The following is a 17323-nucleotide window of genomic DNA, read 5'->3' as shown; positions in this document are numbered from 1 at the left end:
TGGCCGGGGTGCCGGGGCCGCCCGAGGATGGGCGCCATGAGCGACTTCCGCACCCACGAGAGCCCCGAAGGTCTGCGCCCCGAGAGCAGGGTCGTCCACCCGCCGCTCGCCGAGGTCACCGGCAGCCGTCCGCTCGGCGTCCCGCTGCACCAGGGCCACCTGTTCGCCTTCGACACCGGCGACGCACTCGCCGGGGCCCACGACGGACCGGACGGCGCCTTCCTCTACAACCGCTTCGGCAACCCCACCGTCCGCTCGCTGGAGCAGGCCGTCGCCGGACTGGAGGGCGGCACCGGCGCCCTCGCCACCGCCTCCGGCATGGGCGCGATCAACACCGTGCTGCTCTCCCTGCTGCGCGCCGGCGACCACGTGATCGCCCAGCGCAGCCTGTACGGCGGCACCGTCGGCGCGCTGACCGACCTCACCGAGCGCTGGGGCGTCGAGGTCGACTTCGTGAGCGGCGACGACCCCGCCGGGGTGGCGGCCGCGCTGCGGCCCCGCACCCGGGTGCTGCTCCTGGAGACCGTCTCCAACCCCACCACCCGGGTCACCGACCTGCCCGGGCTGATCGCCGTCGCCCGGCACGCCGGGGTGGTGAGCGTGGTGGACAACACCTTCGCGACCCCGCTGCTGTGCCGCCCGATCGAGCACGGCACGGACATCGTGATCCACTCCGTGACCAAGTACCTGGGCGGGCACTCGGACGTGCTCGGCGGGGTCGCCGTCTTCGCCGACCCGGAGCTGCACCGGCGGGTCTGGCGGCGCTCGCTCGAACTCGGCGCCTCCGCCGACCCGTTCGCCGCCTGGCTGACCCTGCGCGGCATGCAGACCCTCGCCCTGCGGGTCCGCCGCCAGTGCGAGACCGCGCTCGACCTGGCCGGCCGGCTCGCCGCCCACCCCGCGGTCACCGCCGTCCACTACCCGGGCCTGCCCACCCATCCCGACCACGACCTCGCCCGCCGGCTGCTGCCCGACGGCCACGGCGGCGTCCTGGCCTTCGACCTGGCCGGTGGCCGGAAGGCGGCCGGCACGTTCACCGAGTCCGTCCGGCTCGCCTCGCTGGCACCGTCCCTGGGCGACGTGCACACCCTGGTGCTCCACCCGGCCAGCACCTCCCACCGGCAGCTGTCGGACGAGGAACTGGCGGCGGTGGGCATCGGGCCGGGGACGGTGCGACTGTCGGTGGGCATCGAGCACCCGGAGGACATCTGGGCGGACGTCGCGCGGGCGCTGGCGAAGGTGTGAGCCCGAGCGGTGCGGCCGCCGGAGCGGGTGAGTGCGGGCCGGCCCGGGCCCCGTGCTCGACGTCCGGGGCGCCGCCCGGGTCGGAGCGCGGTGGAGGCGGGCGCGCCCCGCGGCCCGTCAGCGCTGCCGGGGCCGGGCCACCAGGAGCGCGATGTCGTCCTCGGCGGCCGGGGCCGGCGGCGGGGCGAGGGAGCGCAGGACGGCGTCGAGCAGGTCGTCGAGGTCTCCGGCGGCGGGCAGCCGCAGGGCCGCGAGCCGCTCCAGCGAGACGTCGATGTCCTCGCCCCGGCGCTCGACCAGGCCGTCGGTGTAGAGCAGCAGGGCCTGCTCCGGCAGGAGCGGGTGGGCGGTCTGCTCGTAGCCGCCGAGACCGGTGCCGAGCGGCGGGCCGGTGGGGACGCGCAGCAGCTCGGTCGGCCGGCCGGGGGTGATCAGGGCGGGCGGCAGGTGGCCCGCGCTGGAGAGGGTCCAGCGGCCGCGGCCCGGGTCGGCGAGGGCCAGTAGGCAGGTGGCCGGGCGGGCGGAGTCGTCGGCGGAGATGATGTTGTCGAGCTGACGCAGGATCCGGTGCGGGGGCAGGTCCATCCCGGCGAGGTCGCGCAGTGCCGAGCGGTAGTGGCTCATGTCGACGGCGGCCTCGACGCCGTGCCCCATGACGTCGCCCATGGCGAGCAGGGTGCGCCCGAACGGCAGCCGGACCGTCTCGAACCAGTCGCCGCCGACCACCGAGGCGCTCCCGGAGGGCAGGTAGCGGGAGGCGAGGGCGAGGTTCTGGTGCGGGTTGCCGGGTTCGCTCAGCAGTGCCCGCTGGAGTTCGAGGGCGATTTCCTGGGAGCGGGCGAAGCGCCGGGCGTTGTCGAGGGCGGTGGCGGCGCGGGCGGCGAGGTCGCCGAGCAGGGCGGCCTCGTCGGGGGTGAAGGCCGGGCCGGCGGCGGTGCGGCCGAGGGTGAGCAGCCCGATCAGGCGGCCCCGGGCGGCCAGCGGCAGGACCAGCAGCGAGGCCGTACCCGCCGGACAGCTGTCCTCGGGGCCGGGCTCGGTGAGCACGGCGACACCGCCGGCCAGGCTGCGGGCGGCGGCCGAGCCCTCCCGGTGGCGGATCGATTCTCCGTACCGGGGCAGCTCGGCGAGGGCGGCGGCCAGCGCGGGCACGGACCGGGCGCCGGCGCGGCGCAGCCGCCGGGGCGCGCCGTGGCCGGCCCGGGCGGGTTCGGCCTCGGGCGGCAGCAGGTCCACGACGGCGAATTCGGCGAGCCGGGGCACGGCGAACGCGGCGAGCTCCGCGCCGGTGGTGGCGATGTCGAGGGTGGTGCCGATCCGTTCGGTGGCGGCGTCCAGCAGGGCGAGCCGGGCCCTGGCCCGTTCCAGCTCGCGCAATTGGTCGCGGGCGGGGTCGGGGTCGTCCAGGACGACGACGACCACCCCGGTGGTCCGCCCGGAGCGCCGCAGTGCCCGGTAGCGCACCCGCAGGCCGGGCGGCACGGGGGCGCCCGCGCCGTCCGGGCCTCCGGTGGCGTGCTCGCGGGCGAGGCCGTCGGCGAGCACCCGGCGCAGGATGCCGAGGGCCCCGGCGAAGGCGGTGGTCCCGGCGGCCCGGCCGAGCAGGTCCGCGCGGCGCAGCCCGGTGGCGGTGGTGAACGCCGCGTTCAGGTACTGCCAGCGCAGGCGCTCGTCGAGCAGCGCGACGCCGACGGGGGCGGCGGCCAGGACCTCGCGGAGCCGCTCCGGATCGTCGCCGCCGGTGTCGCCGCCGCTGTCACCGCCGGTGATCGCGCCGAGCCGGGCGGCGAGGGCCGCCGCGGTCGCCGCCAGGGACCGGGTGTCCGGTGTCGCGGGCCGCGGACCCTCTGCTCGGTTGCCGTGCCGGAAGTGCATACGCCCATGATCACGCGCCCGCGCGCGGCACGCCCACAGGTGGGTGAAACGTTGACCGGCCGGAGACGGTGCTGTAACGGAACGCTCGGACGGCTCGGACGGCTGCGGGGCCGACCGCGGCGGACATCCGCGCCGCCGTACGGATACGGCAGGCGAACGCCGGATGATCTCCGGTCATACTTGGGCGGCGGCGCCCGACCCCGGACGCCGCGGGCCGGGCCGGGCCCACCCGGCCGTACCGACCCGGCCGCACCGCCCCGGCCCGCGCCCGAAGACCCAGACCGGAGGAACCCGATGAGCCCCCACCAGCCGACCAGTCGCCCGGCGGCCGGGGCCCCCGGGGTGCCGTGGAACCGGCAGCGGCTGCGCAGCAACAACGAGTGGCTGCTGCTGGAACTGCTGCGCACGGGCGGCGGCTCCTCGCGCGCCCAGCTGGCCCGGGACACCGGGCTGTCCAAGCCGACGGTCTCGGCCGCCCTGGCCGAGCTGGAGCGGGCGGGCCTGGTCCGGGAGGCCGGGCGACTGGCCCCCGAGCGGGGCCGCACCGCCGTGCTGTACGAGGTCGACCCGACGGCCGGGCACGTGCTCGGCGTGGACATCGGCCGGGCCCGGCTGCGGGTGGCGGTGGCCGACCTGGCCGGGACGGTGATCGCCCGCCGGGACGTCGCCAACCGGGGCCGCTCGGCGAACGCCGTCGCGCACGCCGTGGTCGCCGCCGCGCACGAGGCGATCGACGAGGCGGGCCTGGCCGCCGGGGACATCGTGCACGCGGTGATCGGCACCCCGGGGGTGTGGGACGAGCAGCGGCGCGGGGTGCGCTACGCCAGCAGCCTGCCCGGCTGGGGCAGGCCGGGACTGTTCGACCGGATAGGGGAGGGCCTGGGAACGGCCGTCTCGGTGGCCAACGACGCCAACCTGGCGGCGCTCGGCGAGTACACCCTGGGTGCCGGCCGGGGCAGCCGGATGTTCGCGTACCTGCTGGTCGGCACCGGCCTCGGGCTGGGTGTGGTGAAGGACGGCGAGCTGCTGCTCGGCGCGCACGGCGCGCTGGGCGAGATCGGCCTGGTCCCGCTGCCCGGGCGCTCCGGCGAGCCGGGCGCGACCATCGAGCAGGACGCCGCCGCGGACGCCGTGGTGCGTGCCGCCCGGGACTTCGGGCTGGACGGGGAGTCCGCGACGCGGCAGCTGACGGCGAAGCAGGTGTTCGAGCGGGCCCGGGCCGGGGAGCCCGCGGCGGTCCGGGCGGTGGAGCGGGAGGCCGAGCGGCTCGCCTACGCGGTGGCCGTGCTGTCGGCCGTCCTGGACCCTGACCTGGTGGTGCTGGGCGGCGGGATCGGCAGCAGCGCCGACCTGCTCCTGGAACCGCTGGAGCAGGCCCTGCACCGGCTCGCCCCGATGCGTCCGACGCTCGCGCCGAGCCTGCTGGGGGAGGAGGCGGTGCTCCTCGGCGCGGTCTCCACGGCGCTGGAGACCGCCCGCCCCGAGGTGTTCGAGCGCCGGACGGCGGGGCTGCGCTGACGGTCGATCGGCCGGGTCGTCCGGCTGCTGTCTTCGGCTGCTTTGTTTCGGCCGCTGCGCTCGGCCGGTGGCCGGAAGGTCTCGATCTGCCAACGAGTGGGGGTTCGGTGGACGGTGCGTGTGCGGTTCCTGCTTGAATCGCACGACTCATCCATACGGAACGGAGCGTTCTCCTCCCATGCCTTCACGGATAGCCGGTCGCCGTCGGGCCGGCCTGGCCGGATTCGCCGGACTCGTCCTCACCGTCGGTCTGGCACTGACCGGGTGCGACCCGTCGGCGGCCGACGGCGGTGCCACGGCCTCGGCCACGCCGACCGCCGCCACCACCACGACCGCGGTGACCACCCCGCCGGCGGCGCCCGCCGCCCCGGCCCCGGTCAGCAGCCCGCCGGCCCAGCCGGCCCCCGCGGCGCCGGTGGCCACGCCCCCGCCGGTCGCGCCTCCGGCCCAGCCGAGCGCCCCCGTGCAGCCGCCCGTCACCAAGGCGCCGCAGCCGAAGGTGACCACCGCCCAGCCGCCGACCGACCCGGAGCCTCCGGCGGCGGCCGGCGCCGGGTGCGACATCCGCTCGGCCGCGGGCAACTGCTACGAGGCCGGGCAGTTCTGCCGCACCGCGGACCTGGGCAAGAGCACCCACGAGGCCGGCGGCCGGGTGATCTACTGCCGGATGGTCAGCGGGAAGCCGCACTGGCAGGCCTGAGGCCCCGCGGGCCCGGGGCGCTCCGGGCTCAGGCGCCGATGACGCCCAGGGTGTCCCAGAACAGGTGCTCGTAGGCCTGGAGCAGCAGCCCGTACTCGTGTGCGGCGGCCAGGGTCGGCCCGTCCAGTCGGTCCGGGCCCAGGGCGTCGGCGGCCTGCTGCTCCAGCTCGGGCGCGGGCTGGGCGAAGAAGTCGAAGAACGCGCAGGCCTCGTCGGAGAAGCCGTACCGGCTGCGCAGCGCCTGCGCGATGGTGGCGCAGTAGCCGCCCCAGGCCGCGAAGTTGGCGACCAGGGCGGCGGCCGCCGCGTCGGGATCGCTGTTCACGGCGAGCCAGGCGAGGAAGTGCGGGTAGGCCTGGCAGCCGGGCAGGGGCGGTCGGGACTCCAGTGCGTCGCGGTCGAGGCCGACGGCGGCGCCGAGCGCGGGCAGGGTGCGCAGCGCGGCGCTCTCGCCCTCGGCCAGGGCGGCGAACCAGGCGCTGACCGGCCGGTCGGCGCTGCGGCCGGCGAGCAGCAGCAGACTGCGGCGGTCGGAGCGGATGATCCGGTGCTGCTGGGCGCAGAGCTCGGCCAGCGCCGAGTGTGGTGCGGTGCCGTCGGCGAGTGCGGTGACCAGCGGCGGGACGGTGTCGCCGGGTGCCAACCGGGCGCGCAGGTCCTGGATCTGGTCGAGGATCGGGTGGTTCACCGGTGCCTCCGGGGTGCGGTACGGTCCGCTGCCATTCCTACCGTCCGACGGTGCCGGTGCGGCGGCGACAGGCCGGGGGCGGCGCCCCCACCCCGCCCGGCCGGTCCGTGTGCCGGGCCGGGAGCCGGTGGAGCGGGCGACCGCCCCGCACCCGCTCCCACCGGGCCGCACGCCCTACTGCGGGGTGGGGGCGGTCAGCGGGGCGAAGGTCTGTCGGAGGTCGACGACCGTGGTCGGGCCCTTCACCCAGGCGAGAGGGGCATGGTGCACCCGGACCCCGGCCGGTTCCCGGAGCAGCGCCTCGCCGGCCGCGTTCTGCGGCCACTCCACCGAGCCGGTGGCGGTTCGCGCGGGGATGAGCCAGTAATCGCCCCGGGTGTACTCGCCGCCCGGTCGGAAGTACACCTGGACGCCGTCCTCCAGGTCGAGCCAGGCGCCCTCCTGGAGCTGCAGGGCGCCGCCGGCCAGCGGCAGGGCGTCCCGGCCGCGGGGCGCCCGGTGGTCCCAGCGGCGCAGGAACGGGTGACGCTCGGCCGTCCGCCCGACCTCCGGCACCGGTTCGGCGGACAGTCGCACCCGGCGCCCCGGCAGGTCGGTCTCCTCCACCTGGAGCAGGTTCGCCGCCTCGCCCCGGCTGACGTACGCGCTGTCCGCGACCTCGACCCGGTCGCCGACCGAGAGGCTGAGTTTGTCGTCGTCGCCCAGCGTGGTGAGGTCGACCCAGACGCCCTCGATCGAGGCGATCGGCAGGACGACCGAGCCGTTCTCCCGGGACCACTTGAACGTGGCGCAGCCCTCCGCCGAGCCGCCGTGGTGGACCTCCACCCGGTACAGCTGGTTCTCCGGACCCCGGTAGCCGGCCTCGGGGTGGGCCAGGCACGGGTCCTCGCTCACCCGCTCCGGCCGCCGGGCTCGCGCGGCCAGCAGCCCGCCCGGCCGCTCGTGCGCGTCGGCCCACGTGTCGAAGGCCTCCCGCACCCGGGACGTCCCGCCGTCCGGAACGCTCAACTCCGAGGCGGGAAGGGTGAGTACCTGCCAGACGAGCTTGGCCCGGGCCGCCGTGTCGGGCATCGCCGCACCGAGCGCCACCTCGCGGATCTCCGGGTCCTCGACGGCGGTGACGCTGCGCTCCCAGACCTTCAGGTAGACCAGGAACGGGAACTCGCCGGGCAGCCGGTCGCCGTCGCGCTCCTGGTCCCGGTAGGCGTCCGGCTGGTCCCAGTACGTCCAGCCGGCGGGCGCCTCCCGGGCGTCGCCGCCGTTGCCCTGGCCGCCGTCGTCGGGCACGGCGATGCCGGGCTCGGGCCGGTCGGCCTCGCACAGGATGCCGTCCACGTAGTAGCGGCCGCCGCCGATGGTGAGGTCGTCCACGTCGTGGTTGCCCGGCACGTAGCCGATCGCGAATCCGGCCGCCCCGGCCGGTCCGCCGCGGCGGCCGATCAGGTCGGCGGCGAGCGTGCGCAGCTGGTACCGCTCGATCGCTGCCTGCTCGTTGGCGTCGGCGTCGAGCTGGACCCGGCCCTGCTGGGTCAGCACCGCGGAGTAGTGCTTGCCGGGCCGGAAGGTCAGGCGCGAGAAGTCTGCGTGCACGGTTTCCCTTTCGGAGTCATCAGGGCGGGTCAGGAGACGAAGAAGATCCCGGCGTCGGTGCCGGCCGGGGTGTACTCGGCCAGCCGCGCCCGCAGGTTGTCCTCGCGCTGGGGCTGGAACAGGTCGTGGAAGGCGCCGAGTTCGGAGCGGTCCTCGGCGCCGCGGGTGATCTCCGGGGCGCACCTGGCGGCCAACTGCCCGTAGCCGGGCGTGCCGTAGCGGAGGCTGGTGAACAGCGGGCGGACCCGCTCGGCCTCCAGCTCGCGCAGCCGGGCGGCCGGCGCCGGGTCCAGCTCGCCGCGCTCGACCAGCTCGGTCACCGCCGAGCGCACCAGGTCGGGTTGGCACTCGTACCGGCGCGGGGTGCGCGAGCCCGGTGGGACGTAGCAGAACCGCAGGCAGCCGAGCGAGCGGCGGGCCGTCCGCAGCCGCCCGGTGAACACGCAGTCCTCGGCGATCGGCACCGCGTGGGTGTGCACCTCGCCGACCACCGTGGAGCGGTGGGCGTGCAGCAGCGCGTGGGCGTGCTCGCAGTCGGGCCCGGAGAGCGCCGGGTGCTCGGGTCCGGTGGCGTCCAGGATGCTGTCGGCGAGGTGGATCTCCAGCGGGTCGGTGTCCACCTCGTCGCCGACGACCTCGATCGTGCCCAGGATGCTGCGCTCGATCGTCACGCAGGCGGTGGTGTGGTCCAGCACGAGGCTGGGCTCCTGCGGCGAGTGCGGCTCGCAGTGCGGCTCCAGCGACCAGCCCGGCACCAGGGTGCAGTGCCGCAGGGTGACGGAGGCCAGCGGTCCGGTGACGTTGACCCCGCGACCGGTGATCAGCAGCCCGTCCAGGACCAGCCGCCCGCCCGGGCAGACGCCCCGCACGTTGAGCGCGTCCGGCCGGTTGCTGTACCAGTCGAGCAGCCGGATCACCGGCCGGGTGCCCTCGGCGGCGCGCAGTTCGAGGCGGTCGTCCTCGGCCAGGTCGAAGTCCAGCTGTTCCTGGTAGGCGCCGCTGTGGGTGATCTCGATGACGGCGGCGCCGCCCGCGCTGCCGTCCTCCTGGTCGGCGCGCCACTGCTGGTAGGCGTCGTTGATCCGCTCGTACGGCCCGCCGGGGCCGACCCGGTAGAGCGCCCGGTGCCGGGCCTCCGGGCGGTCGCGCGGGTACTCCCCGCCGCCGGTGTCGTCGCCGAACGCGTGGTGGTAGTCGACCCGGACGCCGCGGCGCGGGGCGGAGCGGGCGCCGAAGGCGATCCGGCCGAGCAGCGGGTCGACGGCGACCTGGCCGCGCTTGGGCCGGTACGTCCAGTCGCTCAGGTCGGCCACCGTGATCTCGGCGGGCGGGACCGGCTCCTGGGCGCCGTCGCGCCAGATGGCGAAGCTCTTGCCGGGTCCGTAGTAGTCGGCCAGGCGCTCGGCGAGCTGCCGGCGCCGGATCGGGGCCGGCACGTTGTCGAGCGCCGCGAGGTGGGTGGTCGACGGCTCCGGTTCGGGTTTGGTGACCAGCTGGGTGTCGTTGCCGAGGACCGAGAAGGTGAAGAGGTTCCTGGCCCGGTCGATGCAGTAGGCCGGCGCCCGGGTGACCGGGTACGCCTTCAGCCGCCAGACGTACAGGGCGACCCCGGCCGGAGTGCAGCCGCCCTGGCGGCGGGTGGAGGCGGCCCGGCGGACGTCGACGGTGTGCGCCTGCCCGTCGAAGGGCCCGCCGAGGAGGTCGAGTTCGGCGCCGCGTCGCACGTCGACCAGCCGGCCCCGGCTCAGCCGCCGGCGGTCGGCCGCCTCCTCGTCGGGGCGCAGCAGCCGCACCGGCTGGGTGCCGCCGAGCAGCCGGGAGAGCTCCACCGCCCGGGCCGGCCAGTCGGCGACCGAGGCGGACAGCTCCTCCAGCAGGGCGAGCGTGCCCTTGCGCCGGCGGTGGGCGACGGTGTTCGCGACGTCGTGCCGCGGCGCCAGCCGGGCGGCGAGCCGGTCGCGGGCCGCGACCCGATCCGGGGAGGCCCCGCCGTGCAGGCCGGTGGCGAGCACCTCCTCGTAACCGGGCAGGATCCGGTAGCCGACCAGGTCGCCGAGGTAGGCGACGGCCCAGTCGGCGGCGGTCTCGACGAACCAGTCCTGGTAGCCCTGTTCGATGCCGCTGCGCACGACGTCGACCTGCTCGGCGACGACGGCCAGCAGGGCGCGCAGCGGCTCGCCCGCGTCGGCGTCGCGCAGCCGGTGCCACTGCGGCAGCAGCTCCAGCAGTCCGTCCGGGTCGCGGCTCATCGGACGCACCTCTCGACGATTCGCTCTCCCCCAGCCTCGGGCCGGGGGGACCCCCGTCGCTCACTCATGCGCGGATCTCCTTGAGGATCAACGTGTCGGGAAGATTCGGTGACAGCAGGGCGAGTTGGGCCGGACGGATGCCGCGGAACACCGTCACCACGCGGCCGGCCGGCAGCGGGCGGGTGTCGGTGACCGCCGGGTTGAGGCGCAGCAGTTCCGCGACGGAGATGCCGTTGCGGGCGGCGATGTCGGTGAGGGTCTCCCCGTCGGGGTCCCGCACCCGGTAGCGCTGCTCGTCGAAGCGGGCGAGCCGGGCCGGGACGGTCGGCTGCGGCTGCGCGAGCTGCTCGGACAGGTGCTCCAGGCCCTCCGGGGTGAGGCTGCCGGGCACACCGGTGAAGGCGTCGACGTCGACCCGGTCCACGCCGGGGACGGCCTGGGCGACGGCGAGCACCTCGGACAGGTGGGCGCTCTGGCCGAGTTGGCGCCCGGCGTAGCCGAGGCGGTCGAGCAGGGCGCGGCGCAGCGCCGGCTCGACCAGGTCCCAGGAGTGGTCCGGGTCGACCTTCACGTTCACGGCGACGACCAGCAGGACGAGTTCGCGCAGCGCGACCTCGACCGGCAGCTTCGGGTCCCCGTACGCGGTGAGCGAGGAGTGCAGGGTGCGGATCAGGTCGGAGTCGGCGGTGAGCGGGATGTCGTCCACCCCGGCCACCGTGACGTGGACGAGCTCCCGCCGGCCGTCCGAGAGCCGGGTGGCGCCGGCGCGCCCGATGCCGGCCCGGGAGCGGGTGAAGTCCTCGTAGTCGGGCACCGAGACCAGCCGGTCGAGTGCCGTGACGGCGAGCGGGATGTTGCGCCTGGCCGGACCCGGGCCGTCCGGGCCGGCGCCGCCGGTGGCGGGCAGCGGGTTGACGACGGCGGAGACGCCGAGCGGGCGGGTGGTGAGCTGGGTGATCCGTCCGGCGCCGACGTTGCCCGACTCGCCGATGCCGATCCGGTAGCGGGCGCGGACGTTCTCCCGGCCGGTGGGCAGGCGCGAACCGTGCACGCCGTCGCCGAAGGTGACGGTGGTGCGGCCGTCGGCCGCGGTCGAGGTGACGTAGACCCGTTCGTCGGCGCCGCGCCCGGCGAGGCTGTCGACCTCGTGCCAGCGCACCCCGTCGACCCGGATCTCCAGGGTGCTGCGCGCGCCCCCGGGGGTGTCGGCGGCCAGCCAGGTGAGCGGCGACTGCCAGAGCGTGAAGCGCTGGCCGGGGACCCCGGCGTCGCCGCTGCCGACGGCCTCGTCGCGCGTGGCCCCCTGGGTGGCGCGGACCACGTTGCCGAGGACCTGGACGGTGTCGCGCCGGTAGCGGTAGGCCAGCGGGGCGCTGAGCGTGATCGCGGTGCGGACGGTGTCCCCGGGCAGGTACGGGTCGACGCTCTGCCCGACACCGGCGATCATGGCGAGTTCGGTGCCCCGGACCCCGGTGGTGTTCGGGATGTCGGTGCGCTCGCCGCTGACCGCGATCCACCGGCCGGGGGTCAGCCCGTCGTAGAGCCGGGCGAGTTCGATCCGGTCGCCGTGGACCTCCTCGGTGACGGGCTCGTCGGCGAGCCGCAGCGACTCGCCGCGGGCGTAGACGGTGGTGTCCCGGATGTCCGAGAGCTGGGTGTCCTTCTCGTCCAACCACGGCTGCTGCAGCGACAGTTCGGTCACCTTCCCGGTGATGCCGAAGTCGGCGCGGGAGATCACGCGCACGTCGGTCACCCGGGTGATGACCTCGGCGAGGTCGCGGCTGCCCGGGATGCCGCCGTCGATCCCCTTGCGCGGGCGCTGGATGACCACCCAACTGCCGGGCGCGATCTGGTCGTAGACGGCGTCGAGGGTGAGGACCGTGCCGGAGACCGGCTGCAGCTTGGTGGTGAACACCACCTCGACCGCGGGCGGCGACTCGTCGGTGGCGGTGTAGCGGTGGACCCGGACGTTCAGCTCGCCGGACTCGCCGGTCTTCTCCTGGCCCGCTTCGAGCTGGTAGTCGAGCGCGGGGCCGGGCCCGCCGTCCACCGTCACGTGGATGCGCCCGTCGGCCTGCGGGCGGGACACGAAGACGGTGCGTTCGGGCAGTTTGGCCAGGAACCTGGCGCTGACCCCGGCCTCCTGGTCGGGAGCGGGCACCGCGGCGCGCACGGCGGCGGCGTGCGGGTTCGGCGTCGGTGCCGGCGGCTCGGTGGTGACCACCTTGACCTGTCCGGGGCCGAGGGTGAAGGTGTGGTCCCACGGCAGCGAGAAGCCGTCGTGCGTCAGGCTGCCGGCCTCGACGTACGTGAAGTCGGCGGTCCTCGGGACGGTGCCGGCGGTGTCGAAGCCGATTCGGACTCCGATCAGCGTGCTGCCGGCGAGCGGCCAGTCCACGTAGCGGTCGATCCGGCCGTCGTTGCCGTAGACGGGCTTGAGCGGCGCGGTGGCGCCGAACGGGGTGGCGACCACCCGCATCGCCTGGATCTCGTGCACGGCGAGCGGCACCGTCAGGTCGACCCGCCGCCAGGCGGGGTAGAGGCCGTCGCGCAGCCGGGGATCGAGTGCGGACAGCAGTTGCACGCCGAGGTCCGAGCCGGGCGCGAACAGGCGCTGCGGGTCGCGGGTGAGGTCCCGGGCGCTCAGCGGGGGCCGGGTGGGGGCGGTGCGCAGCGCCGCCAGCACCGAGCCGAGCCCGCGGACGGCCGGGTCGGCGGCTCCGGTGCCGGGAGGGTTCGGCCCGGGCTTGTCGGGGGCCTGCGGCGGCTCCAGCTGGTGGGCGCGGTCGCGCAGGCCGGACAGCTCCTCGCCGAGGCGTCCGAACCAGTCGGCCACCGGCTGCTGGGAGTGCGCCAGTTCGGCGGCCTCGGCCGCCCGGGCCATCACCGGGGTGAGCCGCTCGGCGAAGTCGGCCGGGGTGCTCAGCGGGCCGGACGGTCGGTCGAGGTCGGCGCGCAGCGGGGCCAGCACCTGGTCGTCGAAGTCCCGGATGATCCGGCTGTGCCCGGGCCTGGGGTTCGGGGCGCCCTCGGAGACGGTGATCCGGTCCGCCAGTTCGGCGCGCAGGTCCTTGAGGGTGCGCAGGTCCCGGGGCAGCCCGATCACCGTGACGTCGTTCTCGCGGTCGAGCCGCACCTCGGGCACCAGCCGCATCACCCGGTGGACCGGGTCGGCGGCCCTGTCGGCGCTGAAGACGAACAGCAGCCGGTCGCCGGGCTTGATGTTGTTGGCGGTCCCGGCGGCGAACAGCTCGGCCCGCCCGCCGGGGTTCAGCTGTCCGGGTGTCAGCTGGTACGGGCGGCGGCGCAGCACGGCCAACTCGTTCCAGGCCGAGCGGGCGGCGAGGTCCTCGGCGGTCTCGAAGGACTGCGGGTCCTCGCCGGGGCCGGGGACGCTCTGGCTGCGGGCGCCGCGCGGGACGACCACGGTCGGGTCCTCGGCGGCCCGCGGGTCGTGGTCGAGGGTGTAGGCGAGGTAGGTGTCGGCGGCCACGCCGGGCCGGGGCCGGTGCCCGACGAGGCGGCCGAGCAGGGTGAGCGACTCCTCCTCGACGGCGGTGCGCAGGTAGCCCTCGTTGGCGATCCGCTCCGAGTAGAAGGTGAGCACGTCGGCGAGCACGGCCCAGGAGTCCAGCAGCGCGATCGCCGGGTCGTCCGGGGTGCGGACGGTCAGGTCGCGCAGCGCCGGGTAGGCGGGGCCGGACAGCCGAGCGAGCAGGCTGTCGAGGAACTCCCCGTAGCGGCCGACCCGGTAGCCGATGGCGTCCAGCCCGGGCGGGTTGAACAGCGGGGCCGGGGTCGCGGTGGCGGTGCCCGAGCAGCCGCAGGTGCACTGGCCGTTCATCGGCCGCCTCCGATCACGATCGAGAGCCGGCCGTTCTCCGGCCGGTCGGGGTCGTTGTCGCAGCCGGCGATCTCCAGCGCGCCGAGCCGCAGCAGCCCGTCGGCCAGCTCGCCGTCGTCCCGCCCGAACTGCCGCCGCAGCCGGGTGACCCGGGCGCTGACCACGCCCGGCACGGCGGCGGCGACGGCTACCAGCCGGGAGACCCGGACCGGCTCGCCGAAGCCCAGCGCGTCCGGGTGGAAGAAGCCGAGCCGGCCGTCCGGCAGGGCGCGGCTGCCCAGCACCCGGCGCAACTCGGCCAGCACGTGGCCGCGTTGGTAACCGGGGGCGGCGCAGACCTGCAGTTCGAGGTCGAGCGGTACCACCAGGGCGGGGCGGACGACCAGGTCGTGGCCGATCCGGCGGTACGCCTCCAGGCCGTCGCCGACCGCCGCCAGCAGGGCGGTGTCGGCGGTGGCCTGCCCGTACGGCTCGACGGCGACGTGGACCTCCTGGACGCTGCCGGTCCAGCGGAGTTCGGCGGCGGCCCGCCGGACGCCCGGCAGGGCTGCGGCCAGCTCCGCGTAGTCGGCGGCGGTGACGGCGCGCAGCCGGGTTCGGCTCAGCGCGAGCGGGGCCGACTGCCGTACCTGGTCGAGGGGTTCGGGATCGGTGCCGCCGCTCGCGGGCATCGGGTTGCGGACCCGGAGCAGCGCGTCCTGCGGCGGTACGACGGTGCTGCGCCCCCTCGCGCGGGGCGGCTGGTCCCGGCAGACCACCAGGTGGTTGATGGCCTCCGCGCCGAGGTTGCCGGCCGTGCCGTTGCCGATCCGGTAGGCGACCCGCAACTCCGCGCCGGGCCGGGGCGGCTGACCGTGCCGCCCGTCGCCGAAGCGCAGCGCGAGGCGGCCGTCGTCCTCCGGCTCGCCGACGAAGTGCCGGTCGCGCGGGCCGTCCGGGAGCAGGTCCCGGCGGGGCGTCCACTCCTGGCCCCCTGCGGCGGCCAGGACGGCCGGCAGTGCGGCACGAGGGTCCTGGGCGGTGATCCCGGACGCCGGGCCGGCCGACGCGGGGGAGTCGGGGTCGAGCCCGGAGGCGTAGCGGCCGCCCCAGCTCTGGGTCACCTCCCAGACGCCGGGCCGCCGGAGCACCCCGCCGGCGCGGGCACGGGCGGTGAGCACGTCGAGGCGGCGCAGCTTGGCGGCGAGCAGGCGGGTGCGGCGGGCCAGGAGTTCGCGCAGTCCGGCGGCGGGCCGCTCCGCGAGGCGCAGCTCGTGCACCGGCTGGGACCCGAACAGCAGGGTCAGTTCGGCGAGTTCGGCACGGGAGAGGGGGTGGCCGCAGTCCGCCCGGTGCCACATCTCCTCCAGCCGCTGCCGGACCCGTTCGGGGATGCCGGCGAGCAGGACGGCCTGCCGGGCGCAGACGTGTGCCCGGTCCGGGTAGGCGGCCGCCTGGGTGACCGGCGCGTAGCGCAGCACCGGGCGGAAGGGCTGCGGCAGGACGGGGTAGCGGGTCTGGTCGAGCAGCGTCTCCAGCGTCGCCGCCTGGGCGTCGGCGGTGGGCGGTTCGACCGCGGCGCGCTGGCCGTCCTCGCCCTCCGCGCTCGCGCCCGGCGCGAGCTGGATGCTCAGCCCGGCTCGCCGGACCGCCGCCTCGCCGAGCAGCGCGTACAGCTCGCGGACCTGTCGTGGGCCGAGCTGGCGGCCGGTCCTGGTCCGGTCGAGCAGTTCGTGGATCGCCTCCGCCGCGGGGCTGCCCCCGACGCGGTCCGCGCAGCCGGACCCACCCGGACCGCAGGACGCCACCCGGACCGGCTCCGGCGGCACCGTGAAGGTCTCCGGGGCTCCGCCGCAGAAGGTGAGCGAGCGGCCGTGGTCGACCAGCACGACGTTGCCGCGGGCGACGCTCACGTCGGGGATCGGGCCGCAGTCGCTCCCGCCGCGCGCGGACAGGCAGACCGGGAAGGTGAGCGCGTCCTCCGGCGCCCACTCGACCTCGACCACGGGCTGCTCGTACAGCTCGTCGACCAGGTGGGTGACCGAGGTGAGCCGGACGGCCTGGCGGTGTGCGGGGTCGGCGTCGGCGGCGGCGCCGGTGCGCGGGCCGAGCACCTCCTCGACGATCAGCAGGTCGCCGGGGCGCAGCGCCAGGTGCCGGGTGCGGTCCTCCGGCCGGTCGGCCTCGTGCCAGTCGTCGCGCAGGGTGGCGGAGGTCGCGCCCTTCGGCAGGACGCAGTCCTGGTCGCCCCAGGTCCAGAACCGGATGGTGTTGTGCGCGGGGTGCAGCACCAGGTCCGTTCCGCCGAGCGGCTCGAACACCTCGACCGCCGCGGTCCGGGTGAGCGCGTCCAACTGCTCGTCGGGGATCACCGTGGACAGTTCCGGGCGTTCCTGCGGGCCGAGCCGGCTGACGTCGACGGCGGCGAAGCGGAAGGTGCCGGGGTGGAGGGTGAGCGGGCGGTCCGTCGCCAGGGTGACGAACGCCCGGGCGTTGCAGCCGTCGTGCACGGCGTAGTCGATCAGCCGGACGTGCCGGCGCACCGACACCCGGCGCCGGGCCGTGTCGAGGTACGCCTCGGTGGCCACCGCGTCCTGCTGGTAGGAGAGTTGGTCGGCGGTGTAGGCGAGCAGCTCGACCAGGGTGACGCCGAGGTCGGGCAGGTGCCGCTCGGTCCAGCCGGGGGTGGTCAGGCTCATCCGGTCCAGCACGAGCCGCCGCAGGCTCTCGTAGTCGCGGGCGGTGCAGTCGATGACCGGGGCCGGTCGGACGGCGGGCGGGCAGTCCTCCTCGGTGCGGCAGTCGTAGGGGGAGGGGCAGTCGGCGCCGAAGGAGAACCCGGTGCTCGCGTACCTCGGGTCGAAGCCCGGGTACGGGCGGGGGCCCGGCCGGCCGTAGGCGTCCGCCTCGACCACGGTCAGCCGGTAGCGGGAGGTGTCGCCGGCGCGGTCGAGGGTGACGTGCATCCGGTCGTCCAGCTCCGGGTCGTCCGCGCGCTCGATGTCGACCGCGACGGCGCGCAGGCCGGTGATCCGCCGACCGCCGTCGACGCGGATGTTCTCCGGGCCCAGCTCCTGCGGCGCCCGGCCGAGGAAGGTCACGCTCAGCGTGCGCCCGTCGTCCTCCAGCTCGGCGCCGTCCACGCCCAGCAGGTGCGCCGCGCGCACGTCGGCGCGCCGCAGTTCCGTCCCGCACCGCGCCGTCGGACGTTCGGATCGCCCGGTCATGCCGCCACCCCGCCCTCGAAGACGTCCTGCCGCTGGGTACCGGTCCGGCGCACGACGTACGCCAGCTCGACCCGCACCACGTTGTCCTCGCTCTCCACGTCGAGCGCGGCGACCTCGATGACGTCGCCGAGCCACCGCTGCAGCGCCGCCTGGACGGACAGTTGCAGGGTGGCCGCCAGCTCCGGGCTGTTCGGCGCGAAGACCAGGTCGAGCAGCCCGCAGCCGAAGTCCGGGTGCATGACCCGCTCGCCCGGGCTGGTGAACAGCAACTGCTCGATCAGGTCGCGCACGTGGTCGTCGTACGCCGCCTCGGCGGTGCGCCCGCGGCTGTCGATCCGGAACGGGAACGCCATGTCCGTCCGGGCCGGGCCGGGCAGCGGAGCCGTCGGCCGGGCGCCGGTCCCGTCG

10 protein-coding genes are annotated in these 17323 nt (G+C 76.1%); 3 read left to right on the top strand and 7 right to left on the bottom strand.

The genetic code is table 11. The features are described from left to right. Window positions 1-36 precede the first annotated feature (36 nt). Window positions 37-1245 (top strand): trans-sulfuration enzyme family protein, encoded by a 1209-nt coding sequence (locus tag ACFWJ4_RS09155; RefSeq protein WP_380541134.1) that lies wholly within the window; start codon window positions 37-39, stop codon window positions 1243-1245. A 117-nt stretch (window positions 1246-1362) separates the two neighbouring features. Here the strand turns inward: ACFWJ4_RS09155 and ACFWJ4_RS09150 are convergent, their stop codons facing one another. Then, window positions 1363-3120, bottom strand: a complete 1758-nt coding sequence (locus tag ACFWJ4_RS09150; RefSeq protein ID WP_380541131.1) for a SpoIIE family protein phosphatase — start codon at window positions 3118-3120, stop codon at window positions 1363-1365. Between the two features lie 294 nt (window positions 3121-3414). Between ACFWJ4_RS09150 and ACFWJ4_RS09145 the strand changes: the two genes are divergently transcribed. Both ACFWJ4_RS09145 and ACFWJ4_RS09140 read left to right on the top strand, forming a co-directional pair. Further along, a complete protein-coding gene (locus ACFWJ4_RS09145) occupies window positions 3415-4638 on the top strand; it encodes an ROK family protein (protein ID WP_380541128.1) in 1224 nt (407 codons plus the stop codon). Between the two features lie 178 nt (window positions 4639-4816). Beyond that, entirely contained in the window at window positions 4817-5338 is a 522-nt protein-coding gene (locus ACFWJ4_RS09140; RefSeq protein ID WP_380541121.1) for a hypothetical protein, read from the top strand. A gap of 28 nt (window positions 5339-5366) precedes the next feature. On the opposite strand, the gene ACFWJ4_RS09135 is transcribed toward ACFWJ4_RS09140, so the two are convergent. From ACFWJ4_RS09135 to ACFWJ4_RS09110, 6 genes are all read right to left on the bottom strand, one after another. Further along, the gene (locus tag ACFWJ4_RS09135) at window positions 5367-6026 is read right to left on the bottom strand and encodes a transcriptional regulator (RefSeq protein WP_380541118.1); all 660 of its coding nucleotides are present in this window, start codon (window positions 6024-6026) and stop codon (window positions 5367-5369) included. A 174-nt stretch (window positions 6027-6200) separates the two neighbouring features. Further along, entirely contained in the window at window positions 6201-7616 is a 1416-nt protein-coding gene (locus ACFWJ4_RS09130; RefSeq protein WP_380541115.1) for a DUF6519 domain-containing protein, read from the bottom strand. Window positions 7617-7645: 29 nt separating this feature from the next. After that, window positions 7646-9865, bottom strand: a complete 2220-nt coding sequence (locus ACFWJ4_RS09125) for a hypothetical protein (protein WP_380541112.1) — start codon at window positions 9863-9865, stop codon at window positions 7646-7648. A gap of 64 nt (window positions 9866-9929) precedes the next feature. Continuing rightward, a complete protein-coding gene (locus ACFWJ4_RS09120; protein WP_380541109.1) occupies window positions 9930-13709 on the bottom strand; it encodes a putative baseplate assembly protein in 3780 nt (1259 codons plus the stop codon). Then, window positions 13706-16915, bottom strand: a complete 3210-nt coding sequence (locus ACFWJ4_RS09115) for a putative baseplate assembly protein (RefSeq protein WP_380541106.1) — start codon at window positions 16913-16915, stop codon at window positions 13706-13708. The genes ACFWJ4_RS09120 and ACFWJ4_RS09115 overlap by 4 nt, the downstream gene beginning before the upstream one ends. Next, on the bottom strand, window positions 16912-17268 hold the full coding sequence (locus ACFWJ4_RS09110) for a GPW/gp25 family protein (RefSeq protein ID WP_380541231.1): 357 nt from the start codon (window positions 17266-17268) through the stop codon (window positions 16912-16914). Before ACFWJ4_RS09110 ends, ACFWJ4_RS09115 begins: the two co-directional genes overlap by 4 nt. Window positions 17269-17323: the final 55 nt, after the last annotated feature.

The organism is Kitasatospora sp. NPDC127067 (assembly GCF_042724755.1).
GTDB lineage: Bacteria > Actinomycetota > Actinomycetes > Streptomycetales > Streptomycetaceae > Kitasatospora > Kitasatospora lactacystinica.
The sequence above is the reverse complement of the archived record's forward strand: the minus strand, read 5'-3'. Positions and strand labels throughout refer to the sequence as shown.

What these genes read in the sequence shown, in the direction of transcription:
- ACFWJ4_RS09155 (WP_380541134.1), top strand. Translation starts at nt 37, where the DNA reads ATGAGCGACTTCCGCACCCACGAGAGCCCCGAAGGTCTGCGCCCCGAG.
- ACFWJ4_RS09120 (WP_380541109.1), bottom strand. Translation starts at nt 13,709, where the DNA reads ATGAACGGCCAGTGCACCTGCGGCTGCTCGGGCACCGCCACCGCGACC.
- ACFWJ4_RS09140 (WP_380541121.1), top strand. Translation starts at nt 4,817, where the DNA reads ATGCCTTCACGGATAGCCGGTCGCCGTCGGGCCGGCCTGGCCGGATTC.
- ACFWJ4_RS09125 (WP_380541112.1), bottom strand. Translation starts at nt 9,865, where the DNA reads ATGAGCCGCGACCCGGACGGACTGCTGGAGCTGCTGCCGCAGTGGCAC.
- ACFWJ4_RS09145 (WP_380541128.1), top strand. Translation starts at nt 3,415, where the DNA reads ATGAGCCCCCACCAGCCGACCAGTCGCCCGGCGGCCGGGGCCCCCGGG.
- ACFWJ4_RS09115 (WP_380541106.1), bottom strand. Translation starts at nt 16,915, where the DNA reads ATGACCGGGCGATCCGAACGTCCGACGGCGCGGTGCGGGACGGAACTG.
- ACFWJ4_RS09110 (WP_380541231.1), bottom strand. Translation starts at nt 17,268, where the DNA reads ATGGCGTTCCCGTTCCGGATCGACAGCCGCGGGCGCACCGCCGAGGCG.
- ACFWJ4_RS09150 (WP_380541131.1), bottom strand. Translation starts at nt 3,120, where the DNA reads ATGCACTTCCGGCACGGCAACCGAGCAGAGGGTCCGCGGCCCGCGACA.